The organism is Bradyrhizobium sp. B039 (assembly GCF_038965675.1).
In the GTDB taxonomy this organism is placed as follows: domain Bacteria; phylum Pseudomonadota; class Alphaproteobacteria; order Rhizobiales; family Xanthobacteraceae; genus Bradyrhizobium; species Bradyrhizobium diazoefficiens.
Map to the genome: position 1 here is coordinate 4,573,732 of NZ_CP152416.1, position 23,906 is coordinate 4,597,637.

23 protein-coding genes are annotated in these 23,906 nt (G+C 65.5%); 11 read left to right on the top strand and 12 right to left on the bottom strand.

Going from position 1 to position 23,906, the window contains the following annotated elements:
• Positions 1-54: 54 nt before the first annotated feature.
• Genes AAFG50_RS21350 through AAFG50_RS21375 form a run of 6 tightly spaced genes read right to left on the bottom strand, consistent with a single transcriptional unit; the run spans position 55 to position 5,101 of the window.
• The gene (locus AAFG50_RS21350) at positions 55-870 is read right to left on the bottom strand and encodes a c-type cytochrome (protein ID WP_028174071.1); all 816 of its coding nucleotides are present in this window, start codon (positions 868-870) and stop codon (positions 55-57) included.
• Entirely contained in the window at positions 870-2,492 is a 1,623-nt protein-coding gene (locus AAFG50_RS21355) for a b(o/a)3-type cytochrome-c oxidase subunit 1 (protein WP_028174070.1), read from the bottom strand. The genes AAFG50_RS21350 and AAFG50_RS21355 overlap by 1 nt, the downstream gene beginning before the upstream one ends.
• Entirely contained in the window at positions 2,479-3,042 is a 564-nt protein-coding gene (locus AAFG50_RS21360) for a cytochrome c oxidase subunit II (protein WP_028174069.1), read from the bottom strand. Before AAFG50_RS21360 ends, AAFG50_RS21355 begins: the two co-directional genes overlap by 14 nt.
• The gene (locus tag AAFG50_RS21365) at positions 3,039-3,215 is read right to left on the bottom strand and encodes a hypothetical protein (RefSeq protein ID WP_028174068.1); all 177 of its coding nucleotides are present in this window, start codon (positions 3,213-3,215) and stop codon (positions 3,039-3,041) included. The genes AAFG50_RS21360 and AAFG50_RS21365 overlap by 4 nt, the downstream gene beginning before the upstream one ends.
• Positions 3,216-3,233: 18 nt before the next feature.
• On the bottom strand, positions 3,234-4,478 hold the full coding sequence (locus AAFG50_RS21370; protein WP_161534963.1) for a cytochrome c: 1,245 nt from the start codon (positions 4,476-4,478) through the stop codon (positions 3,234-3,236).
• Between the two features lie 11 nt (positions 4,479-4,489).
• On the bottom strand, positions 4,490-5,101 hold the full coding sequence (locus AAFG50_RS21375) for a c-type cytochrome (protein ID WP_231166733.1): 612 nt from the start codon (positions 5,099-5,101) through the stop codon (positions 4,490-4,492).
• 189 nt (positions 5,102-5,290) lie between these two features.
• On the opposite strand from AAFG50_RS21375, the gene AAFG50_RS21380 reads away from it, so the two are divergent.
• Positions 5,291-5,491, top strand: a complete 201-nt coding sequence (locus AAFG50_RS21380) for a hypothetical protein (RefSeq protein WP_129557617.1) — start codon at positions 5,291-5,293, stop codon at positions 5,489-5,491.
• A gap of 133 nt (positions 5,492-5,624) precedes the next feature.
• Here the strand turns inward: AAFG50_RS21380 and AAFG50_RS21385 are convergent, their stop codons facing one another.
• Together AAFG50_RS21385 and AAFG50_RS21390 are read right to left on the bottom strand one after the other, a co-directional pair.
• A complete protein-coding gene (locus tag AAFG50_RS21385; RefSeq protein ID WP_028174064.1) occupies positions 5,625-6,233 on the bottom strand; it encodes a CinA family protein in 609 nt (202 codons plus the stop codon).
• 3 nt (positions 6,234-6,236) lie between these two features.
• Complete coding sequence (locus AAFG50_RS21390; protein WP_011087257.1) at positions 6,237-7,433, bottom strand: bifunctional 2-C-methyl-D-erythritol 4-phosphate cytidylyltransferase/2-C-methyl-D-erythritol 2,4-cyclodiphosphate synthase; 1,197 nt, start codon at positions 7,431-7,433, stop codon at positions 6,237-6,239.
• A gap of 279 nt (positions 7,434-7,712) precedes the next feature.
• Here AAFG50_RS21390 and dusB point away from each other — a divergent pair, with 279 nt between their 5' ends.
• From dusB to hflX, 7 genes are all read left to right on the top strand, one after another.
• The gene (dusB, locus tag AAFG50_RS21395) at positions 7,713-8,714 is read left to right on the top strand and encodes a tRNA dihydrouridine synthase DusB (protein WP_028174063.1); all 1,002 of its coding nucleotides are present in this window, start codon (positions 7,713-7,715) and stop codon (positions 8,712-8,714) included.
• Positions 8,711-9,886: an ATP-binding protein gene (locus AAFG50_RS21400; protein WP_011087259.1), complete on the top strand. Its 1,176-nt coding sequence runs from the start codon at positions 8,711-8,713 to the stop codon at positions 9,884-9,886. Before dusB ends, AAFG50_RS21400 begins: the two co-directional genes overlap by 4 nt.
• 9 nt (positions 9,887-9,895) lie before the next feature.
• Positions 9,896-11,338 (top strand): nitrogen regulation protein NR(I), encoded by a 1,443-nt coding sequence (ntrC, locus tag AAFG50_RS21405; protein ID WP_028174062.1) that lies wholly within the window; start codon positions 9,896-9,898, stop codon positions 11,336-11,338.
• A 492-nt stretch (positions 11,339-11,830) separates the two neighbouring features.
• Positions 11,831-14,257 carry a PAS domain-containing sensor histidine kinase gene (locus AAFG50_RS21410; RefSeq protein WP_028174061.1) on the top strand — a complete coding sequence of 809 codons (2,427 nt, stop codon included), beginning with the start codon at positions 11,831-11,833 and terminating at the stop codon, positions 14,255-14,257.
• 17 nt (positions 14,258-14,274) lie between these two features.
• Positions 14,275-15,645, top strand: a complete 1,371-nt coding sequence (locus tag AAFG50_RS21415; RefSeq protein ID WP_011087262.1) for a sigma-54 dependent transcriptional regulator — start codon at positions 14,275-14,277, stop codon at positions 15,643-15,645.
• A 289-nt stretch (positions 15,646-15,934) separates the two neighbouring features.
• Positions 15,935-16,183, top strand: coding sequence for an RNA chaperone Hfq (gene hfq / locus AAFG50_RS21420; RefSeq protein ID WP_007591126.1), 249 nt, complete (start codon positions 15,935-15,937; stop codon positions 16,181-16,183).
• Between the two features lie 11 nt (positions 16,184-16,194).
• Positions 16,195-17,577: a GTPase HflX gene (gene hflX, locus AAFG50_RS21425; protein ID WP_028174060.1), complete on the top strand. Its 1,383-nt coding sequence runs from the start codon at positions 16,195-16,197 to the stop codon at positions 17,575-17,577.
• 192 nt (positions 17,578-17,769) lie between these two features.
• Here hflX and mazG read toward each other — a convergent pair whose 3' ends face one another.
• Positions 17,770-18,630, bottom strand: a complete 861-nt coding sequence (gene mazG / locus AAFG50_RS21430; protein ID WP_028174059.1) for a nucleoside triphosphate pyrophosphohydrolase — start codon at positions 18,628-18,630, stop codon at positions 17,770-17,772.
• A 128-nt stretch (positions 18,631-18,758) separates the two neighbouring features.
• Between mazG and queC the strand changes: the two genes are divergently transcribed.
• Positions 18,759-19,472, top strand: a complete 714-nt coding sequence (queC, locus tag AAFG50_RS21435; protein ID WP_028174058.1) for a 7-cyano-7-deazaguanine synthase QueC — start codon at positions 18,759-18,761, stop codon at positions 19,470-19,472.
• A 115-nt stretch (positions 19,473-19,587) separates the two neighbouring features.
• Here queC and AAFG50_RS21440 read toward each other — a convergent pair whose 3' ends face one another.
• The 3 genes from AAFG50_RS21440 to nthA are packed head-to-tail and all read right to left on the bottom strand — an operon-like array spanning position 19,588 to position 21,247.
• Positions 19,588-19,965 (bottom strand): nitrile hydratase accessory protein, encoded by a 378-nt coding sequence (locus AAFG50_RS21440; protein ID WP_028174057.1) that lies wholly within the window; start codon positions 19,963-19,965, stop codon positions 19,588-19,590.
• A complete protein-coding gene (nthB, locus tag AAFG50_RS21445) occupies positions 19,965-20,624 on the bottom strand; it encodes a nitrile hydratase subunit beta (protein ID WP_028174056.1) in 660 nt (219 codons plus the stop codon). Before nthB ends, AAFG50_RS21440 begins: the two co-directional genes overlap by 1 nt.
• Positions 20,621-21,247 (bottom strand): nitrile hydratase subunit alpha, encoded by a 627-nt coding sequence (nthA, locus tag AAFG50_RS21450; RefSeq protein ID WP_028174055.1) that lies wholly within the window; start codon positions 21,245-21,247, stop codon positions 20,621-20,623. The genes nthB and nthA overlap by 4 nt, the downstream gene beginning before the upstream one ends.
• Before the next feature lie 62 nt (positions 21,248-21,309).
• On the opposite strand from nthA, the gene AAFG50_RS21455 reads away from it, so the two are divergent.
• Both AAFG50_RS21455 and AAFG50_RS21460 read left to right on the top strand, forming a co-directional pair.
• A complete protein-coding gene (locus tag AAFG50_RS21455; RefSeq protein ID WP_028174054.1) occupies positions 21,310-22,068 on the top strand; it encodes a hypothetical protein in 759 nt (252 codons plus the stop codon).
• A gap of 144 nt (positions 22,069-22,212) precedes the next feature.
• Complete coding sequence (locus tag AAFG50_RS21460) at positions 22,213-23,685, top strand: DASS family sodium-coupled anion symporter (RefSeq protein WP_028174053.1); 1,473 nt, start codon at positions 22,213-22,215, stop codon at positions 23,683-23,685.
• The last annotated feature ends 221 nt before the right edge of the window (positions 23,686-23,906 follow it).

Below are 23,906 nucleotides of genomic sequence, written 5' to 3' on the forward strand. Positions count from 1 at the left end.
CTTTCCGCGGATGGATTCTGGATTGCTTCGCTACGCTCGCAATGACAGCGGGGCTCAATCAACGGCCTTCACGATATCCGGCGGCTGCGAGGCATAATACGCCGCGGCCTGCTCGATCTCCTGTGGCGTCATCGCGCGGGCGATGTTGCGCATCTGCTGGCTGATGTCGTTGCGCCGCTCGCCTGAGGCGAAGGCCTGCAGCTGCGCCTTCATATAGGCCTCGGATTGCCCCTCCAGCCACGGGCTGCCGGTCTTGTTGTCGAGGCTGCCATGGCAGGCGCCGCACGGCGCGATGCCGCGGATCGGCGCGCCGTAGATGACGATGTTGGGTTTCGGCAGAAGCGGCGTCGGATGATAGGCTGGTAGCCGCGGCAGATAGGCGTAGTAGTTCGCGAGGTCAGCGATCTCCTGGTCGGTCAGGTTGACGGCAAACGGCGACATCACGGCATTGGTGCGCGCGCCTGAGCGGAAATCGTGCAGCTCCTTGTAGATCACGGCCGCATACTGACCGGCGAGGTTGGGCGAGTCCGCGCGGCTGATGCCGGTCGGGCCATGGCAGATCGCGCAGCGCTGCGCGAGCGTGGCGCCGCGGCCAATCGCCTCCTGGCTCGGACGCGACAGCGTGTGCGAGGTGAGCACGACCTCCGACAGACGCATGCTCTGCTCGGGCGCCGTCACGCTTGCCGCGCGCCGCGGCACACCGGCGGCGCTACAGATCGCATCCCAGACATTGGCGAACTGCACCCAGGGCTGCGCGAAGGGCAGCACGATGAAGCCTGCGATCGCCGTCACGACGAGGATCGCGGCGGTGATGCCAACGCCAATCTTGAAATGGCCGTTACGGAAGGTGAAGAGGTCGCGCGTGCTCATCACTGCGCTCCCACATAGACGGCCGGCACCGACGTGCCCTCGGTCAGTGCCAGCGTCAGGATCGGATAGCCGTAATTGGTGATGGTCAGGGCGATCATCAGCGCCACCCACAGCGCATGGGTGTTGAGCGCGACCGGCACCGTCGCCGGCTGATGCACCGCCAGCGCGAAGCGATAGGGGCCGGCATCAGCCTGAGGCGCACGCATCCCTCGGGCCAGAATGACCAGGAACAGGATGCCCGAGGTCAGCAGGATGAAACCGCCAATCGCGGAGAATGTGACGGAGAGCGCCTGCGGCGCGATCGCGGGATCGCCGAAGTCGAAATAGGCCATGCGGCGCGGCATGCCCAGGATGCCGACCCAGTGCCAGGGGAATGTCGTGACGATCATGCCGACGAACCACAGCCAGAGCTGAGTGCGGATCAGGCGAAGGTCGGTCAGCTCGCGCTCGGTGAGATGCGGCCACAGATCATAGGCGATCGCGAAATACATGATCACGATGGCGCCGCCGAAGATCAGGTGGAAATGGCCGGTGATCCATTGCGTGTTGTGGATCGACGCGTCGAGCTGATAGCTCATGTTGATGAGGCCGCCAGCGCCGCCGAAGCCGAGCATGACGAACGAGAACGCGAGCGCCAGCATCATCGGATTGTCCCAGGGCAGCGCCCGGATCCAGCCGAACAGGCCGCGGCCGCCGCGCAGGCGCGCCGCGATCTCGACCGAGGCGCAGATCGTGAACACCGTCAGTAGCGTCGGCAGTGCGACCAGTGCGGTGAAGGCCGAATGGATGAACTTGAAGCCGGCGCCGACCTGCGGATCGGCGAAGGTGTGGTGCATGCCGATCGGCATCGCCACCACCAGGAACAGGATGAAGGAGATCCGGGCCATGCTGTCGGAATAGACCCGGCCGCCGATCGCGCGCGGCACGATGGTGTAATAGGCGATGTAGGTCGGCATCAGCCAGAAATAGACAATGGCGTGCAGCGTCCAGGAGAAGAAGACGCGGGCAAGACCGGCGTCGATCGTCGCCTTCAGCCCCGCCGCGACGGGAATGATCTGGAGCAACAACTCGAGCGCGGCACCGACCGCGGTCCACGCCCACAGATAGGAGCCGGCGACATTGGCGAACATCGCGAGCGGCACCGGCGCGCCGGGATGGGCTTTTCGCCAGACGCGCAGATTGACCGACATCAGCGCGACCCAGATCCATGAGCCGACCACGACCAGCACGACGCCGAGATAGTAGAAGACGTTGCCGATCAGCGGCGGATAGAAGGTGTAGAGCACCGAGGCGCGCCCGAGCGCGACCGGGATCACAGCCATGATGCTGCCGGCAACGATCAGCCAGAAGCCGGCCCAGGCCCAGCGCACGCCGACCAGGCGCTGCTCCAGCGCGGACTCGCTGATGGCGTAGCCAAAACCCATCGCGACCAGGGTCGGGAACACGTAGCCCATCACCGTGCCGTGCGCCGTCAGAGAGCGGTAGTAGAGCTCGGGGTTGGAGAGCCAGGTGCCGATCGGGCTGCGGATGAACATCTGCCAGGCGCCGAGCGTCAGCGCGACGCCGAACAGCGCAAACGCAAACCAGAAATGGGCGAGGATGAGCTTCCTATTGGCCAACACAGCTCAGCCTCCCGCCGCCCTTCGCCCGATCGGCGAAGTCGGTCTTGTCGATCACCTCGACCTTGCCCCACATGCCCTCGTGGCCGAAGGAGCAAAACTCCTGGCAGGGCATCAGATAGTCGCCGGTCCTGGTAAAGCGCATCAGCTGCTCGGAGATGTAGCCCGGCACCAGCATGGTGTTGACATTGGTGCCCTGGATCAGGATGCCGTGCACGACGTCGGCGCTGGTGGCGCGGAGCGTGATCGGCGTGTCCACGGGCACCACGATGCAGGCCGGCGTGAAGGAATATTGCTGGCCGATCGCGCGCACCGTCACATTGCCGTTGGCTTCGAGCACGCTGCCGAGATTGCTTTCGACGAATTCACCCGAAAGATGAATGCGCGATGGATCGGTGGTCTCGACGCGCGGCTGCGGCATGGTCGCGCGATGGATGCCGGCGAAAGCCGCCAGCAGCGCCATGCCCACGACGATGATCACGGCGATGGTCGCCCAGCGCCGCTCGACGCGGGCCGCGACCTCGGCGCTGCCATGGGTGTCCTCTGCGCTCATTGCAGCGATCCGCGCGGCAGGAAGACGAACAGATAGAAGGCGAGCCACATCGCGACCACGCAGGCCGTAGCGATGCCGGCGAGCACGATCGCGCCGGAAGGCCCTTGCGCGACGACTTCCTCCACAGCGTGGTCGGCGGCGGCTGGGCTGGTCGGCGGATCGGAATTGATCATGATGGATCTCTAGCGTCCTCAGTTCAGCGGTGCGGAGCGCAGCTCGTTGGCCTCGCGGGCCGAGACCGGCGTGCCGCGATTGCCCCAGGCGGTGCGGATGTAGGAGACGACGGCGGCGACCTCATTGTCGGAGAGCAGGCCCGCGAACGGCGGCATGCCGTAAGGCATCGGATTGCCCTTGGTGCCCGGCGGATAGCCGCCGTTGAGCACCATGCGGATCGGGTTGACCGCCGACTGCATCTCGATCGACTGGTTGTTGGCGAGCGGCGGCCAGTGCGGCGGCTTGCCTTCGCCCTGCGTGCCATGACAGCTCGCGCAGTTCTTGTCATAAACGGTCTTGCCGAGGCTGATTAGCAGGCTGCTCTCGGTGGTCGGCAGCGCCGAGCTCGCCGGCGGCGGCGGGGAGGGCTCCGAGATGCCCTTGAGGTACACCGCCATCGCCTTGGTGTCCTCGTCGCTCAGATATTGCAGGCTGTTGTGCACGACTTCGGCCATCGGGCCGTAGACGACACCGCGGGCCGAAACGCCGGTCTGGAGCAGGTCGGTGATGTCCTTGATGCTCCAGTCGCCGAGGCCCGCCTCGCGGTTGGACGTGAGCGAGGGCGCGTACCAGTTCTGCATCGGGATCAGGCCGCCCTTGAAGGCGTCCGATTGCGAGGTGCCGCCGAGCGCGTTGATCGGTGAGTGACACATGCCGCAATGGCCGAGGCCCTCGACCAGATAGGCGCCGCGGTTCCACTCGGCAGACTTGGTCGGGTCCGGCTTGAACTCGCCCTCGCTGAAGAACAGCGTGCGCCAGCCGAGGATGAGCTGGCGGTTGTCATAGGGAAAGCGCAACTCGTGCGGCCTGTTCCTCTGGCTGACCGGCGGGATCGAGCGCAGGTAGGCGAAAATCGCGTCGCTGTCGGCGCGCGTCACCTTGGTGTAGGAGGCGAACGGCATCGCCGGATAGATCAGCCCGCCATCCGGGAAGCGGCCATTGTGCATCGTCCTGTAGAAATCGTCCGCGCTCCATTTGCCGATCCCGGTCTCCGGATCGGGCGTGATGTTGGAGGTGTAGAGCGTGCCGAACGGCGTCGGCATGGCGCGGCCGCCGGCGAACAGACGGCCTTCCGGTGCGGTGTGGCAGGCGGTGCAATCGCCGGCGCGGGCGAGATATTCGCCGCGCGCGATGATATCGCCGGTCTTGTCTTTGTCCTGCGCCTGCGTGGCCGTCGTGAACGCGGCGAGAGCGAGGAGCGTGATCGACAGTCTTGAGCCCATCATCCGCCTCGTCAGTTGGGCTGGCTGCCGCAGCCAAAAGGCAGCGCGTAGGTGCCTTTCGGGACGGGAGCCGGGTTCGCGGGCGCCGGCCGCGTCGCGAGCCAGGCTGCAACGGCGGTGACGTCGGCCTCGGTCAAATGGCCGGCGACGAGCTGCATGCAGTCGGGCGATTTCGCCGTGCGGTTGCCGTAGCGCCAGGCGCCGAGTTGGGCGCTGATGTAAGGCGCGCGCAAGCCGAGCAGTCCGGGGATGCCGGGCTGCATGCCCGTGAGTCCGGGACCATGGCAGCTCACACAGGCCGGAATGTTGCGGCCCGCATCGCCGCTGGTCGCAAGCTGCTCGCCCTGCGCCAGCACGTCCTTGCTGACCTCGCTCGGCGCCGGTTGCGGCAGCGGCGGGTGCTCGGTGGCAAAATACTCCGCCATCGCCTCCAGATACGGATCCGGCAGGAATTCCAGCAGATAGTTCATCGGCGGATATTTGCGCCGACCGCTGCGGAAGGCGAGGAGCTGGTTGTAGAGATAGCCGGCGGGCTTGCCGGCGAGGCGCGGGAAATAGACGTCGCTGGTGCCTTCGCCCTTGTTGCCGTGACAGGGCGTGCAGGCCTCGACCCGCGCCGCCATCGTATCCGGCGGCTGGTTGGCCGTTTGTGCGGCTGCGCCGTCAAGGGCGGCCAAGATGGCAATGGCCAGAGCAGTGGTGCGAGCGAACAATTCGTCGCCCTCCAGAAGGCTGGGCCGGTTGATTCCGGACCACAACATAGAGCGGCATTATTGCGCCAATATGGTCGCGCGCAAGTTCGGATGGGGACGATGACGTTTGGTCGCGCTCTTGCACTGCATATAACGATCGGATTCGACAAGATTTGCGTGCTTTTTGAAAAGCAAGCGCGGCATCTCAGTCTCGCCGCGCGTCTTGCCCGAGCCTTGTTTCGTGCTTCCATTGACCTCGACACAAAACACAGCTGGGTTCAGAAGGCGGAAGATCGCTACGCTGAAGCTAACGGATGTTGAGTGGCCTACAGGGATTGACCGTGGACCACATTACTCTGACGATCTTCAAGGAAATCGCGGACACCGATCTGGCGACATGCGGGACTTCTGCTGCGGCGTCCCGGTATCGCTTCGCTCACCCGGGCTACGGGACTCACCCCCGCGGTGACCGCGACGGCCTGCGCTTTGCCGCATGCCGGCGCGGCGAGCGTGTCACACGGGGGCGCAAGCGGCTCGCGGCGGCGCGTTGTGGCTTGGCCGTGACTTGCGGGCCGCGGGCGAGATCCATCAGCATGCGCAGCGCCTCGACGACGGAGCGCTGACGCACCGCGGTGCGGCCGATCGCGCCGAAACGGTGCTCGCGGTGGATGATGCGGCCGTCGCGTGCGGCGGCGGCGAAGTGCACGAGGCCGACCGGCTTGCCGGGCGTGGCGCCGCCAGGGCCGGCGATGCCCGTGATGGCGACCGCGAGGTCGACGCCGGCACGCTCCAGCGCGCCGATCGCCATCGCGGTTGCGGTCTCCTTGCTGACGGCGCCGAAATTGGCGAGCGTACCTGCTTCAACGCCGAGCATCGCGCGCTTGGCGTCGTTGGAATAGGTGACGAAGCCGCGGTCGATCACGTCGGAGGAGCCGGGGATGTCGGTCAGCGCGCCGGCAACGAGCCCGCCGGTGCAGGACTCGGCCGTGGCGATCGTCAGCTTGCGCATCCGGCACAAATCGAGCAGCGAGCGGGAGAGGGCGCGTGCGTCGCTGCCGGCCATGGCCTAGACGCTCCAAGTCTTCTCGTTAAACGGCAGGCGGATGGTGGCGCTCGCGGTGGCCGCGATGCCTTCCTCGCGGCCGGTGAAGCCGAGCCGCTCGCTGGTCGTCGCCTTCACCGCGACGCGCGAGATGTCGACGCCGGAGATCTCGGCGATGCGCGCGCGCATGGTGTCGCGCAGGGGGCCGATCTTTGGCCGCTCGCAGATCATCGTCACCTCGAGATTGGCAACGCGGCCGCCGCGCTGGGCGACGCGTTCGATGGCGTATTTCAGGAACTGGTCGGAGGAGGCGCCCTTCCACTTCGCATCGCTCGGCGGGAAGTGCGAGCCGATGTCGCCGTCGGCCAGCGCGCCGAGGATGGCATCCACCAGCGCATGCAGGCCGACATCGCCGTCGGAATGCGCCAGGAACCCCTTGCTGTGCGGCACGCGAACGCCGCAGATCATGACGTGGTCGCCTTCGCCGAAGGCGTGGACGTCGTAGCCCGTGCCGGTCCTGATGTCGCCGAGCTGGGCGGCCAGGCGCGCTTCCTCGCGCACGAAATCTTCGGGAGTGGTGAGCTTCATGTTGGCAACATCGCCTTCAAAGGTTGCAACCGTCAATCCCGCCCATTCGGCAATCGCGGCATCATCGGTGAAATCGCTGCGTCCGTCCTTCGCCGCGCGACGATGCGCCTCGAGGATGACGTCGAAACGAAAGGATTGCGGCGTCTGCGCGATCCGCAGGCGGGCCCGATCCGGCGTGTCCTCGACGTTGCCGCTCGCGCCGGTGAGCTTGATGGTGTCGGTGACGGGAACGACGGGGATCGCGGCGCCGGTGCGGCTCGCCGCATCGATCGCGCGCGAGATCACACCGTCCGAGACGAAGGGACGCGCGGCGTCGTGGATCAGGACGATGTCGGGCTGGTGCTTTGCGAGCGCTTCGAGACCGGCAAGCACCGAGGCTTGGCGCGTGGCGCCGCCATTGGTCGGCGGCTCGTGCTTCAATCCTGCGACCGCTGCCGTGAACATGGCGCTGTCGTCGGGGTTGACCACGGGCTGCACTGCAAACACGTCGGGGTGGCGGCTGAAGGCTTCCATGGCGCGATAGATCACGGGCTGGCCGCCGATCTCGCGATATTGCTTCGGCCCGCCGGCGCCGGCGCGCAGGCCGCGACCTGCCGCGACAAGAACGACTGCGGTGCGCTGTGATTTCGCCATAGGACTCAAATACTCAGTTGCTAATGAAAGAGTCGGAAGTGGGTGATTGCCGGCATGCCTCTAGCACGGCAGGCCCGCAAAAAAAGGGGGTTTCCCTGGATTGTGGGAAACAGCAATTTGCTGCACTGCACTTGAAAGATTTGCAGAACTGTCTAAACTGTAGGCATGACGCTTGACTGCACAAGAATTGTGCGCAAGATAGGTCATGGCAGGTGCGATGAGGCCCTGCGAGTGAATGAGACCACTGTGACCGGCTCGGCAGGATCAGGCTCCAAGCCCTTGAAAATAGGCGATATTGAGGTCGCCACCCCGGTCTTCCTGGCACCGATGTCGGGAGTGACTGACTCGCCCGTCCGGCGGTTGGTCGCCGAGCTTGGGGCAGGTCTGGTGGTGTCCGAAATGACCGCCAGCGATGAGCTCGCCAACGGCCACCGGATGTCCCGGTTGCGCTGCGAAGCGACCGGAATCGGTCCGCACGTGGTGCAGCTCGCCGGCTGCGAGGCGCACTGGATGGCCGAAGGCGCCCGGATCGCCGAAGCGGAAGGCGCCGATATCATCGACATCAATATGGGCTGTCCGGCCCGCCACGTCACGGGCGGCCAGTCCGGCTCGGCCCTGATGCGCGATCTCGACCACGCTGTCGGCCTGATCGATGCGACGATCGCGGCGGTGAAGGTGCCGGTGACGCTGAAGATGCGGCTCGGCTGGGACGACCGCAGCCGCAATGCGCCGGAACTGGCGCGGCGCGCGGAAGCCGCGGGTATCAAGCTCGTGACCGTGCATGGCCGCACCCGCTGCCAGTTCTACAAGGGCGAGGCCGATTGGGATGCGATCCGCGCCGTGCGCGAGGCGATCTCGATTCCGCTCATCGTCAACGGCGACATCACCTCGTACGAGAAGGCGCTCGCGGCGCTCGAATCCTCCGGCGCCGACGCCGTGATGATCGGCCGCGGCGCACAGGGCCAGCCCTGGCTGCCCGGCCAGATCGGCCGGCGCCTGAAGGGCGGGGCGGCGGAAGCCACGCCGTCGCTCGCGACGCAACTCCATTATGTCCGCACGCTTTATGAAGGCGTGTGCGCGCTCTACGGCCTGCGCGTCGGTCTCAAGCATGCCCGCAAGCATCTCGGCTGGGCGCTCGACGTCGCCGCCGATGCGAGCCGCGCGCCGGTCGAGAAGCTGAAATCCTGGCGCCGGACAATTCTGACGTCCGAAGATCCCCGCCTCGTCCACCAGTCACTGCAAGATGCCTTCGACGACTTCGCATGGAGCGCTGCTGCATGAGCTCAGCCGCTGAACAACGTCGGCCGCTACCGTCCGACAGCGATGCGATCCTGGACGCGCTTCCCAATCCCGTGCTCCTGATCGGGCCGGACGGCAAGATCGTCGCCGCCAACATCGCAACCGAAGCCTTCTTTGAGATCTCGACGCAATTCCTGAAGCGGCAGTCGCTGAAAGAGCTGGTGCCGTTCGGCAGCCCCTTGCTGGCGCTGATCGACCAGGTGCGCTCGTCGAACTCGCCGGTGAACGAATACAAGGTCGATTTGGGCACGCCCCGCATGGGCGGCGATCGCCAGGTCGATCTGCACGTCGCCCCGCTCACCGAGCGGCCCGGCCATATCGTGGTGATGCTTCAGGAGCGCACCATCGCCGACAAGATGGATCGGCAGCTCACCCATCGCAGCGCCGCGCGCTCGGTGATAGCGCTAGCAGCGATGCTCGCGCATGAGATCAAGAATCCGCTCTCCGGCATCCGCGGCGCGGCGCAGCTGCTGGAGCAGCAGGCCTCGTCCGAGGACCGCATGCTGACGCGGCTGATCTGCGACGAGGCCGACCGCATCGTGACGCTGGTCGACCGCATGGAGGTGTTCGGCGACGAGCGTCCCGTGGTGCGCGGGCCGGTCAACATCCATTCGGTGCTCGATCACGTGAAGCGGCTGGCGCAGTCGGGCTTTGCCCGCAACATCCGCTTCATCGAGGACTACGATCCCTCGCTGCCGCCGGTGCTGGCGAACCAGGATCAGCTGATCCAGGTGTTCCTCAATCTCGTGAAGAACGCCGCCGAAGCCTTGATCGACGTGCCCGATGCCGAGATCCAGCTCACCACCGCGTTCCGCCCCGGCGTGCGCCTGTCAGTCCCCGGTCAAAAATCCCGGGTATCCTTGCCGCTCGAATTCTGCGTGAGGGACAACGGACCAGGCGTGCCGGACGATCTTCTGCCCAACCTGTTCGATCCCTTCGTGACCACCAAGCAGACCGGCTCGGGTCTGGGCCTCGCCCTGGTCGCAAAGATCGTCGGCGATCACGGGGGCATCATCGAATGCGAATCTCAGCCGCGCAAGACCACCTTCCGCGTGCTGATGCCGATGTATTCCACATCGGTCAAACACGCCGATCACAGCAGTCGCGACGGCTCTGCCGGGAAGTCGTCGTCTGCATCACAGGGGGCAAAATGAGGATTAACAATGCCCGCAGGTAGCATTCTCGTTGCAGATGACGACACCGCCATCCGCACGGTTCTCAATCAGGCTCTGTCCCGCGCCGGCTATGAGGTCAGGCTCACCGGCAATGCCGCAACGCTATGGCGCTGGGTCAGCCAGGGGGAGGGCGATCTCGTCATCACCGACGTGGTGATGCCGGACGAAAACGCCTTCGACCTGTTGCCGCGGATCAAGAAGATGCGGCCGAATTTGCCCGTCATCGTCATGAGCGCGCAGAACACCTTCATGACAGCGATCCGCGCCTCCGAGCGCGGGGCGTACGAGTATCTGCCGAAGCCCTTCGACCTGAAGGAGCTGATCGCCATCGTCGGCCGTGCGCTCGCCGAGCCGAAGGAGCGAACCTCGACGCCGGACGAGGATGCCGAGATGGAGGCGATCCCGCTGGTCGGCCGCTCGCCAGCGATGCAGGAAATCTACCGCGTGCTGGCGCGCCTGATGCAGACCGACCTCACCGTGATGATCACGGGCGAGTCCGGAACCGGCAAGGAGCTGGTGGCGCGCGCGCTGCACGATTACGGCAAGCGCCGCAACGGCCCGTTCGTCGCCGTCAACATGGCGGCGATCCCGCGCGACCTGATCGAGTCCGAGCTGTTCGGCCATGAGCGCGGCGCCTTCACCGGCGCCAACACCCGCGCCTCGGGCCGGTTCGAGCAGGCCGAGGGCGGCACGCTGTTCCTGGACGAGATCGGCGACATGCCGATGGAGGCGCAGACCCGCCTGCTGCGCGTGCTCCAGCAGGGCGAATACACCACCGTCGGCGGCCGCACCCCGATCAAGACCGACGTGCGGATCGTTGCGGCCTCCAACAAGGATCTGCGCGTGCTGATCCAGCAGGGCCTGTTCCGCGAGGACCTGTTCTTCCGCCTCAACGTCGTGCCGCTGCGGCTGCCTCCCTTGCGCGAGCGCATCGAGGACCTGCCGGATCTCGTGCGCCACTTCTTCGCGCTGGCCGAGAAGGACGGCCTGCCGCCGAAGAAGCTGGATGCGCTGGCGCTGGAGCGGCTGAAGCAGCACCGCTGGCCCGGCAACGTGCGCGAGCTCGAAAATCTCGCCCGGCGCCTCGCGGCGCTCTATCCGCAGGACGTGATCACGGCCTCCGTCATCGACGGCGAGCTTGCGCCGCCCTCGGTCAGCCCGGGTGCTGCGGTCCAGCAGGGCGTCGACAATCTCGGCGGCGCGGTGGAGGCGTATCTGTCCTCGCACTTCCAGGGCTTTCCGAACGGCGTGCCGCCGCCGGGCCTCTATCACCGCATCCTCAAGGAGATCGAGGTGCCGCTGCTCACGGCCGCGCTGGCGGCAACCCGCGGCAACCAGATCCGCGCCGCGGACCTGCTCGGCCTCAACCGCAACACCCTGCGCAAGAAGATCCGGGACCTCGACATCCAGGTCTATCGGAGCGGGGGCTAGTTCTAGCTCGCCGCCTCGGGCGGTGGCTCAGCTCCCCCTAACCAAGGCGGAGCTGAGCCTGTCCGGATCGCGCTGGCCTTGATGGCTGACGCGGTGAGCAGAAGTCCGAATCGGACTAAATTGTTCCGCTGGAACATTCAAATGGGGCATTCGACCGCGGGGTGCGGTCTCTCGCCTATCTGACCAGTCGGGCTGATGCCGGCAGCATGGCCACGTCAGCCGGTGCCTGTCTGCCGGGGCCGTTGACCAGCAGGTCGGAAGCCACGATCAGCAGCAGAACGGCCGCGACCATTATCGCGAGAAAGAACCTGTCCATCCCAGTCAAGCCGGAATGGACGGATTCCGTTCCCGCTGATCCGGCGTGCCCTGTGGATGCGCCGGTCCGTCGCGGCGGGGGCGCCGCGGAATTGTCGCAATTCGGCAACAATGTGGTACGAATACATCAGTATCCGCCGCCGCCGCGGACCCCCGTTTTCAGCACCCATTGCCGGAATGACCAGCGCAGACACCTCGGCCGCATCCTTTGACACGGCCCCAGCTGAAGAGCCCCGACGCTGGTCGCCGCGACGCTGGCTGGCGCCCTTTGCCGTGGCGCTGGCGCTGCTGTCGGGCCTGCTGACCTTCCTGGTCCTGACTGGCCTCACCAGGATCGATCCGACGCCGGAGGTGGTCCGCACGTTCTATCTGATGAATGCGGGCACGATCCTGCTCCTGGTCGGGATCATCGTCCGCGAGCTCTGGCAGCTCATCCTGGCGCGCCGGCGGGGCAGGGCGGCGGCACGTCTCCATGTCCAGATCGTCAGCCTCTTCTCGATCGTGGCGGTGCTGCCGGCCGTGCTGGTTTCCGTCGTCGCCAACGTCACCCTCGAGCGCGGCCTCGACCGGTTGTTCTCCGGGCCGACCAAGGAGGTCATCCAGAATTCGCTGAACATCGCGCGGGCCTATATGCAGGACCATGCGCAGCTGATCCGCGGCGACATTCTCGGCATGGCCAACGATATTGCGCACGCCCGGCCGCTCTACGACCAGGATCGGCGGTCGTTTCGCGAGCTGCTGACGGCCAGTGCCAGCTCCCGCAATCTGCCGGGCGCGATGATCATCGACAAGAACACCAACATCCTGGAATCCGCCGACACCGGCATGCGGCTGGCCTATTCGCCGCCGGCGCCGGACTTCCTCAGCAACGTCAACGAGTCCGAGCCCGAGATCGCGGTGCTGCCGGATGCGAGCTTCGTCGCCGCGGTGATCCGCCTGCGCGCCTTCAGCGACACCTTCCTCTATGTCGCGCGGCCGCTCGATCCGAACGTGGTCAACCAGCTCAAGCAGACCGAGGTCAGCGTCGCCGAATATGCCCAGATCGAGTCGCGGCGGCTCGGCATCCAGGTCGCCTTCGCGCTGATGTTCGCGGTGATCGCGCTGACCATCCTGATGGCTTCGGTGCTGATCGGGCTGAACTTCGCCAACTCGCTGGTCTCGCCGATCCGGCGGCTGATGAACGCGGCCCACACGGTCTCGACCGGCAACCTTCACGTGAAGGTGCCGGTGCACCAGTCGGAGGGCGATCTCGCCCAGCTCGGCGAAACCTTCAACAAGATGACGCAGGAATTGCGCAGCCAGCGCGACGAACTGGTCAACGCCAGCGACCTCATCGACAGCCGTCGCCGCTTCATCGAAGCGGTGCTGTCCTCGGCGAGCGCCGGCATCATCGGCGTCGATACTTCGGGCAGCGTCGGCATCCTCAACCGCTCCGCCGAGAAGCTGATCGGGCACTCCGAAGCGGAGACGCTCGGCCATGCGCTCTCCGACGTCCTGCCGGAGCTCGACGAGATGATGAAGACGGCGCGGGAAGGCACCCAGCGCCTGGTGCAGGGCCAGATCACGATCACCCGCGACGGACAGGAGCGCAACCTCTCGGTCCGCGTCAGCGCCGAGAAGAACCAGCCGCACGACAGCTACATCATCACGCTCGACGACATCACCGAGCTGGTGTCGGCACAGCGCACCTCGGCCTGGGGCGATGTGGCGCGCCGCATCGCCCATGAGATCAAGAACCCGCTGACGCCGATCCAGCTCTCGGCCGAGCGCATCCGCCGCAAGTTCGGCAAGGACATCACCGAGACCAAGGACAAGCAGATCTTCGAGCAGTGCACCGACACCATCGTGCGCCAGGTCGACGACATCAGGCGCATGGTCGACGAATTCTCGCGCTTCGCGCGGATGCCGAAACCGGTGATGGAGGGCGAGGACGTCGTCGACACCGTGCGGCAGGCGGTGTTCCTGATGAAGGTCGCCCACCCCGAGCTCGATATCGAGGCCGAGTTCAAGGAAGATCCGTTGCGCGCCCAGTTCGACCGCCGGCTGATCTCGCAGGCGGTCACCAACATCGTCAAGAACGCCACCGAGGCAATCGAGCAGGTCCCGCCGGAAGAGCTCGGCAAGGGCCGCATCGACGTCGTGGTGTCGCGCGAGGGCGAGGACGTGCTGATCGACGTCATCGACAATGGCATCGGCCTGCCCAAGGTGGCGCGCTCGCGGCTGCTCGAGCCGTATGTGACGACGCGGGCCAAGGGCACCGGCCTTGGCCTTGCGATCGTCGGCCGCGTGCTGGAAGACCATGGCGGGCGCATCGAGTTGAAGGACGCCTCCGACTTCCGCGCAGGCCAGCGCGGCGCCTGGATGCGGATGCGCTTTGCGATCTCCGGCACGCCGGCGAAGACCGAAGGGACCGAGCAGGCGCCGGCCGTCAAGAATACGCGCGAGGAAGCGACCGCGGAAACGGTCAAGGATGCGGCGAAGGAAGCGGAAATCGCCAAGGAATCCATCAAGGGCACCGAAACAAAAGGGCCGGCAGCCGAAACCAAAGAGCCGGCTGAAAAGACCAATGATTCAACGAAGATCGAAGCCTCAACAGGCAGCTGACAAGACAGGCGCGACCCATGGCAAGTGAAATTCTGATTGTCGATGATGAGGCCGATATTCGGGATCTCGTTGCGGGCATCCTCGAGGACGAGGGGTTCGTCACCCGGACTGCACGCGACAGCGACTCGGCCCTGGCCGAAATCGCCAACCGCAGGCCGCATCTGGTGTTCCTCGACATCTGGCTCCAGGGCTCCAAGCTCGACGGCTTGCAGCTCCTGGAGCAGGTCAAGAAGGACAATGCCGACCTGCCGGTCGTGATGATCTCCGGCCACGGCAACATCGAGACCGCGGTCGCCGCAATCAAGCGTGGCGCCTACGACTTCATCGAGAAGCCGTTCAAGGCGGACCGGCTGATCCTGGTCGCCAACCGAGCGCTGGAGAACTCGCGGCTCAAGCGCGAGGTCAAGGAGCTGAAGCAGCTCGCACCGAGTGCAAGCTCGCTGGTCGGCCGCTCGCCCAGCATGAACCAGCTGCGCCAGACCATCGAGCGCGCGGCCAAGGCCAACAGCCGCATCCTGATCGTCGGCCCCGCCGGCGCCGGCAAGGAGCTGACTGCGCGCACGCTGCACACGGCCTCGGGCCGCGCCGACGGTCCCTTCGTCGTCATCAACGCCGCCGCGATCACGCCCGAGCGCATGGAGCACGAGCTGTTCGGCGTCGAGCAGTCCAATGGCGAGCAGCCGCGCAAGCCGGGCGCGCTCGAAGAGGCGCATGGCGGCACGCTGTTCATCGACGAGATCGCGGACATGCCGCGCGAGACCCAGAACAAGATCTTGCGCGTGCTGGTCGAGCAGTCGTTCCAGCGCGTCGGCGGCACCGGCAAAGTGCAGGTCGACGTGCGCATCATCTCCTCGACGGCGCGCAACCTGGAGGAGGAGATCGCGGCCGGCCATTTCCGCGAGGACCTCTATCATCGCCTCTCGGTCGTGCCGATCCGCGTGCCCGCACTCTCGGAGCGGCGCGAGGATATTCCGGAGCTGATCGACTACTTCATGGAGCAGATCTCGGCCGGCAGCGGCCTGCCCAAGCGACAGATCGGACAGGACGCGATGGCAGTGCTGCAATCGCATGTCTGGCCCGGCAATGTGCGCCAGCTCCGCAACAACGTTGAAAGAGTCATGATTCTGGCCGCGGGCGGACCGGAGGTCATCATCACCGCCGACATGCTGCCGCAGGACGTCGGCTCGATGGTGCCGGCGATGCCGACCAGCAACAATGGCGAGCACATCATGGGCCTGCCGTTGCGCGAAGCGCGCGAAGTGTTCGAGCGCGACTATTTGATTGCACAGATCAGCCGTTTTTCAGGAAATATTTCTCGCACGGCTGAGTTCGTTGGCATGGAACGGTCGGCACTGCATCGAAAGTTGAAGGCACTCGGCGTCGGTTAGAACGCTGCGAGCGAATTGGATACCGGCCCGCATACAGAAATCGCCGCGACGTCGTGGCGGCTCGTCAGGGATAAGCGAGGAAAATCATCGATTTCCGTAGTTTTTCGGGGCAATAGGGCATGGGCTGCCGCGTGAAGCGGCTTGCCTAATAACCCGACCTGTCCTCTAATCGAACCGCTGTTCCTCCGAGGGGGATCTCATGAGGAGCGGCAACCGGAAGAGGCCCCGAATTTCACAAAGAGGGCCGCAACCGGTGCAATAAAAAGAAACTCAAAGCGAGAAAAAAACAATGGCGGCAGACCGCGCACAAAACCTACAGGACACCTTCCTTAATCACGTTCGCAAAACCAAGACGCCACTGACGATCTTTCTGGTCAACGGAGTGAAGCTCCAGGGCATCGTGACCTGGTTCGACAATTTCTGTTTGCTGCTTCGGCGCGACGGTCACTCGCAGCTCGTCTACAAGCATGCGATCTCGACCATCATGCCGGGCGCTCCGATCCAGCTGTTCGAAGGCGGCGAGGATCAGCCGGCTTGAGAGTGACCTGATTGGAACCCCGGAATTTCGACGGGGATGCCGACCGTTCGCGGCCGGCAGGGGCTAAGCAAACGGGGCGGGTGCTTGTCATCGGCCCCTACTTGCGTGTGCGCGCGGGCGGTACCGACGCGCAATCGGAAAGTCATGTCGTGCGTGACGCCGAGGCCCGGCTCGATGAAGCCGCGGGCCTCGCGCGCGCGATCGATCTCGTCATCGCCGACGCCATCATCGCGCCGATCAGCCAGATCCGTCCCGCCACCTATATCGGCAAGGGCAAGGTCGAGGAGATCGCCGCGCTGGCCAAGAGCCTCGACGTCGAGCTCGTGGTGATGGATTGCGCGCTGGCGCCGATCCAGCAGCGCAACCTCGAGAAGGAGCTGCACGCCAAGGTGCTCGACCGCACCGGGCTCATTCTGGAAATCTTCGGCCGCCGCGCCAAGACCAAGGAAGGCTCCCTTCAGGTCGAGCTCGCGCATCTCAACTACCAGCGCTCGCGCCTTGTGCGATCCTGGACCCATCTGGAACGCCAGCGCGGCGGCTTCGGCTTCATGGGCGGTCCCGGCGAGACGCAGATCGAGGCCGACCGCCGCCTGATCCAGGAGCGCATCTCCAAGCTCGAGGGCGAACTGAAGAAGGTGCAGGCGACGCGGCGGCTGCATCGCGCCGGGCGCCAGCGCGTGCCGTATCGCGTCGTCGCATTGGTCGGCTACACCAATGCCGGCAAGTCGACGCTGTTCAACCGCCTGACGCGCGCCGACGTGCAGGCCGCCGACATGCTGTTTGCAACCCTCGATCCGACCCTGCGCGCGCTCACCCTGCCGCATGGCGGCAAGGCGATGCTGTCCGACACCGTCGGCTTCATCTCCAATCTGCCGACGCAGCTCGTCGCCGCCTTCCGCGCCACGCTGGAGGAGGTGCTGGAAGCCGACGTCATCCTGCATGTCCGCGATATCTCGCATGAGGACGCCGAGGCGCAGCAGAGCGACGTCGACGCGGTGCTGCGCCAGCTCGGCATCAATCCCGACGATTCCGGCCGCATCATCGAGGTCTGGAACAAGATCGACCGTTACGACGCCGAGCAGCGCGAAGAGCTCTTGAACATCGCCGCGCGCAGGCCGGAGGATCATCCGGCGATGCTGGTCTCGGCCGTGTCAGGCGAGGGGGTCGACGCGCTGCTCGCCGCGATCGAGGAGCGGCTTGCGGCCAAACGCACCACGCTCGATCTCTCGATCGACGCCGGCGACGGTGCCGGAATCAGCTGGCTGCACCGCAATTCCGAGGTGCTGACCAAGGAGCTGCACGACGGCCGCTTCGACATGACCGTGCGGGTGGACGAGACCAAGCGCGATATCGTGGTGAACCGGTTCGACGCCGTGCCGCATCACGCCGCGTAACAGGTGTCGTCCGGCGAGTGAGTTGGGCCAACTGCGGCCTCAAGCAAGACCGTCGTCCCGGACAAGCGTAAGCGCAGATCCGGGATCCATAGCCACAGGCCGTTGGAATTGGCACGCTGGTGGCTTTCAACGTGCTTCAACAACAACCAGTCGGGGTAATGGGTCCTGGCTTTCGCCAGGACGACAGTGGAGTTAGCGGCGCGCTTGGCTGCTTCTCTCAACAGCAGGAGCCCGCTGTTCCTCACCCTTCGCCGCATTCCATAGCGCATCCATCTCCGCCAGCGATGCCTGCTCCAGCGTCCGTCCCTGTGCCTCCAGCGCGCGTTCGATAAACGCAAACCGCCGCTCGAACTTTGCGTTGGTCGCGCGCAGCGCGGCTTCCGGATCGGCATCGACATGGCGGGCGAGGTTAACGAGGGCGAACATCAAATCGCCGGTCTCTTCGGCGATCTCCTGCTTGTCATTGCGATCCAGCGCGGCCTCGATCTCGTCGGCTTCCTCGCGGATCTTTTGCAGCACCGCGCGAGGATCGTTCCAGTCGAAGCCGACGGTGGAGGCCTTGCGCTGCAGCTCCATGGCGCGGGTCAGCGCAGGCTGGCCGGCCTTCACGCCCGAAAGCAGGGATTTGTGCGACGGAGCTTCCTCCGGCGGCCGGCGCGCGGCGCGCTCGGCTTTCTCCTCGGCCTTGACGCGGTCCCAGACTTCCTTGACGTGGGAGGAGGCGAGATTGCCGTCCTTGTCGGCGAAGACATGGGGATGCCGCCGGATCATCTTGCGGGTGATGGCCTCGACCACGTCTCCAAAGGCGAACGCGTTCTGCTCCGAAGCCATCTGGGCGTGGAACACGACCTGGAGCAGGAGGTCGCCGAGCTCTTCACGCAAATCGTCGAGATCGCCGCGGGTGATGGCGTCCACCACCTCATAGGCTTCCTCGATCGTGTAGGGCGCGATGGTCGCAAAATTCTGCTCGAGGTCCCAGGGACAGCCGGTCACCGGCGTGCGCAGCGCGGCCATGATCTCGATCAGGCGGGAAATGTCGCGGGAAGGGGTCATTGCGGGCCATTGCTCCTGGGTCTCCAGCCTTATGCCAAAAGCGGCCCGCCGATCCCAGCGCGGCGCGACGGAACGGGCCGATTTCCATCGATTGGCGGGCCCGTTCCGCAGTGCTAAAGCGCGGGGCCATGAGTGACGCATTTTCATCCGAAACCGCCCTGGTGCTGTTCTCCGGCGGGCAGGACTCCACCACCTGCCTTGCCTGGGCGCTCAGCCGCTTCGCGCGCGTCGAGACGCTGGGGTTCGACTACGGCCAGCGCCATGCTGTTGAGCTCGCTTGCCGTGATCGTCTGTTCGATGGCCTCAAGGGCCTGCGCGCGGATTGGGCGGACAAGCTCGGCGAGAGCCACACGCTGTCGATCCCGACCTTAGCCGCGATCTCGGACACGGCGCTGACGCGCGACGTCGCGATCGCGATGGGCGCGGACGGCCTGCCCAACACCTTCGTGCCCGGCCGCAATCTGGTGTTCCTCACCTTTGCCGCGGCGCTGGCCTACCGGCGCGGCATCACCCACATCGTCGGCGGCATGTGCGAGACCGATTATTCCGGCTACCCCGATTGCCGCGACGAGACCGTCCGCGCCATGCAGGCCGCGCTCTCGCTCGGCATGGCCCGTAAATTCGAGCTGCATACGCCCCTGATGTGGATCGACAAGGCCGCGACGTGGAAGCTCGCGCATGACCTCGGCGGCGAGGGCCTCGTCGATCTCATCCGCGAACAGTCGCACACCTGCTATCTCGGCGAACGCGGCGCGCAGCATGAGTGGGGATACGGCTGCGGCGAGTGCCCGGCGTGCAGCCTGCGGGCGAAGGGGTGGAACGAGTACGTGGCGCACAGGTAGCGTCTCAAACTCCACCGTCATTGCGAGGAGCTCTTGCGACGAAGCAATCCAGAATCCCTCCGCGGAAAGATTCTGGATTGCTTCGCTGCGCTCGCAATGACGGGTGTGGTGCGACCTACCTAAAATCCTCCGGCTTCAGCTCAATCGGCCTGCCGTGCGGCGTCCTGTCGGCGGCGTGATCCCAGGCGTCGCGGTAGCGGTGCAGCGTCTCCGTGGATGCGACACCCTTGCGTGCGACGAGCCCCTCCAGCGTAGCGAGCCAGTGCAGGTAGTAGGTTTCGCCCGTATCGGGGTCGCCGGCGGCCTGCGCGCGCTTGATCTCGGAGGCCAAGGCTGCGGCCCATTCCGGCCAGGTGAACACGCCGCGCTCGTGCAGGCTCAAGGCCATCGCGAACGCATGGGCCTCCCAGGGCGCGCGGAACACCGGGCCGTCGTCATCGCGCGGAATGCTCGGAATCGCCGCGGTCGCGGCGGCAGCAAGCGTGCTGCTCATCACGCCAGGTCCAGATACGGCTCGAACGCGTCGATCGAGACCTTCGAGGTCGGATCGCCATCCGCGCCCCAGAGATCGCTGCCCTCGAACACGACCGTGTAGAGCCATTGCGGATTTTCGTCGAGCTCCATCGCCGCCGAATCCGGAAAGACGTGGCAGCCATGGTTGAGCTCGACCACGCCGACATGGCCGCGGACATAGCGCGGCAGCCGCGTGTGCGTCGCCGGATGGATGTTTTTCGCCCGCACGCGATCGCCGATGTTGAATTTCGCTGGCGCCGGGGCAGGGCGGGCGAACTTGCCGCGCACCATGACGCGCTCGACATTGGCGAGGTCGAACTTGCCATGCTTGAGCGCCTTCGCAGGCTGGATCGCGTGGCCGGCGGCGACCTCCTCGCGGGTGAGGTAGCCCTTCTCGATCAGCATCTCCTCGAGACCGAGAAACCATTTCTTGTAATAGGAGCTTGACAGGTACACGTGCGGCGGCAGCGTCTCGCGATAGAAGCGCGAGGTGTCGATGTTGAAGGCGCCGGCCGCGCCCATCGCGCGCACCATGGCGAGAACGCGGGATTCCCATTCCTCGTGAAACATCGGTTCGTTCGGCTCGGGCTCGACCTTGCCGAACCCGTCCATGCCGCCCATGTCGTGCACGCCGTTCATGACGGCGCTCCCGGCGTCTTGGGGAATCCGGTGCCGATCATGGAATCGCGCGTGACAAGCTCGGCGAGCTGCTCCTCGCTCCAGCCCTCCGTACCCCCGGGCCGCATCGGCAGCACCAGGAAGCGCGTCTCGGCGGTGGAATCCCAGACGCGAACTTCGATATCCTTGGGCAGCGCGACGCCGAAATCGGCGAGCACGCCGCGCGGGTCCTTCACCGCGCGCGAACGGTAGGGCGCGGCCTTGTACCAGACCGGCGGCAGCCCCAGCATTTCCCAGGGGTAGCAGGAGCACAGCGTGCACACGACCATATTGTGCCGCTGCGGCGTGTTCTCGACCACGACGAGATGGTCGCCGACGCGGCTGACGTGGCCGAGCGTGCCGATCGCCTTCGAGCCATCCTCGAGCAGCGCCTGCTTGAAGGCCGGATCGGTCCAGGCCTTGGCGACGACGCGCGCGCCGTTGTGCGGGCCGATCCTGGTCTCGTAGGCCTGGATGATGGCATCGAGCGCGGCCGGCTCGACATAGCCTTTTTCAGTCAGGATCGTCTCGAGCGCGCGCACGCGCAGCTCGGTCTCGGACAGTTCGGAATGGTCGTGATCGTGGTGATGATGATGGTCGCTCATGGACGGAAGATAGTCCCAGAATCCGGGCCTTGTCGAGGCGAAGACTCTGCTAACATCGGGCCATGGGATGGGCTGCACGAACCGGAATAACCGCCGCAATCGCGGCTCTTGTCGTATTCGCAGCGCGGGATGCGCGCGCCGCGAATGGCGCCTATGCGGTGGATGCCGCCGACATCTCCGAGGTCGGCTCCTGCAAGGTCGAAAGCTGGCTGTCGACGGCTTCAAACACCGATGTTGAGGCGGTCGCCAATCCCTCCTGCGTCGTCGATCCTTTCAGGCCGATCGAGCTGAGCATGCAGACCATCCGGGCCCGCAGCGACGGCGACTGGAGCACGACGGTCGCTCCGAAAGCCAAGACGAATTTCATCCCCACCGGCATCGGGCGGTGGGGATTGTCGGCTTATGGCGGCGGATCATTCGATGCGGCGACCGGCGAGGCGCTGTCCGCCTTTGCCGTCATCCCCGCGACCTTTCGCCTGTCCGAGACCATGCGCGTCAACATCAATGGCGGCTGGCTCTGGGATCGCACGGTCGATCGCCACTATCTGACCTACGGCATCGGCTTCGACTGGAAGTTCACCGACACGTTGCAGTGGACGATCGAGGCCTTTGGCCAGGCCGGCGCGTCCGAAATCGCGAGCGCCGTGCAGCCGCGCTTCCAGACCGGCGTCCGCTACCGGCCGAACGAGATCTTCTCCGTCGACGTGATCTACGGCCGCAACATCACCGGCGAGAACGCCAACTGGATCACCATCGGCACCACAATCCGCTTTCCGGTCCATGGCAGCGAGCCGGAGCACCGGCGCACCGGGCATTTGTGACCGCGAGGGAAAATCAGGCACCGGGCGGCAGAACCCGCGTCAAGCCATTGATCGCGCCGCGGACAGTCCTTATACGCCGCGCAGGGACAAGAGCGGCCCGGCCAACGGGCGGCACGACGCAACGACAATCGAGGGGGAGGGCCCATGGCCGCGAGCTCACAGGCACCTGAGGCGAAAGGGTTTCGCTGGAAGCTGATCGCACCGCTCGTGGTGTGGCTGGCGATCTATCTGTGGCCGGTGCCATCAGGGCTCAACGTCAATCAATGGCACTACTTTGCGGTGTTCGCGGCCGTCATCACCGGGCTGATCCTGGAATCGATGCCGGTCGGCGCGGTCGGCCTGATCGGGCTCACGGTCGCCGGCGTCGGCGGCTATATCGATCCCGATCCGACCAAGTCGCTGCGCTGGATGCTGGCGGGATTTGCCGAGAGCACGGTGTGGCTGATCGTCGGCGCCTTCGTGTTCTCGATCGGCTATCGCAAGAGCCAGCTCGGCCGGCGCATCGCGTTGGTGCTGGTGCAAAAGCTCGGCAGCAACACGCTCGGCCTCGGCTATGCGGTCGCGATGTCGGACTTCCTGCTCGCGCCGGCAACGCCCTCCAACACCGCGCGCAGCGGCGGCATCGTCTATCCCATCATCAGCAACATCCCGCGCATCTATGGCTCCGAGCCGGGACCGACCGCCGGCAGGATCGGTACCTATGTGATGTGGACCGCGTTCGCGGCGACCGCGGTCACCAGCTCGCTGTTCTTCACCGCGCTCGCGCCCAATGCGGCGGCGCTCGCCATCGCCAAGAAGACCGTCGGGGTCGAGGTGAGCTGGGGCCAGTGGTTCATCGGCTTTGCGCCGCTCGGCATCCTCCTGATGATCCTCGTCCCGCTGCTCAGCTATCTGGTGTGCCGGCCCGAAGTGAAGCGCAGCCCGGAAATCGCCGAATGGGCGGCAAAGGAGCTCACCGAGATGGGCCCGATGTCGCGCAACGAATGGATCATGCTGGCGCTTATCGTGCTCGCGATGTTCCTGTGGATCGCGGGCTCCAGCCCGGACATCAACGTGCCGCTGCTCGGCTCGAACTTCGTCAACGCCACCACCGTCGTCTTCATCGTGATCTCGTTGATGCTGGTCACGGGCGTGATCGAGTTTGCCGACATCGTCAGCGAGAAGAGCGCCTGGGAGGTGTTCTTCTATTTCACCTCGCTGCTGACGCTGGCCTCGGGCCTCAACGAGATCGGCTTCATCAAATGGTTCGCGACCGAATATGCAAAACCGCTCGCGGGGCTGTCGCCGTCGACCGCGATGATCCTGCTGGTCGCGCTGTTCTTCTGGATCCACTATTTCTTCTCCAGCATCACCTCGCATGCCGCCGCCGTGCTGCCTGTCGTGCTCGCGGTCGGCTCGGGCATTCCCGGCCTGCCGGTTACGACGCTCGCCATGCTCTGCATGTATTCGCTCGGCCTGATGGGGGTGATCTCGCCTTACGCCACGGGGCCGGCGCCGATGTATTTCGGCAGCGGCTATATCGGGAAGGGCCAGTTCTGGGGTTTTGGCCTGATCTTCGGGCTGCTCTATTTCGCAGGCCTTCTGTTGATCGTGCTGCCCTGGTTGCAGGTCCGCTGAGCCGGGCGAGACTGATGCCCCCGGCAGATGAATTTTCTTCGCCGGGGCGGGATTGGGAAAACTTCGTCCAACTCCCCGCAAATATCTGACATTGCAAGAAAGACCCGTTCGGGCGATGGTGCATGCTGCGGTGCAGCGCGCTCGACCCGGGCGCCCGGTCGCAGTTTCATTCCCCGTCGCGCGATGCGACCTGGTTCCCGTGCGCCCCCTGGGACACGCGG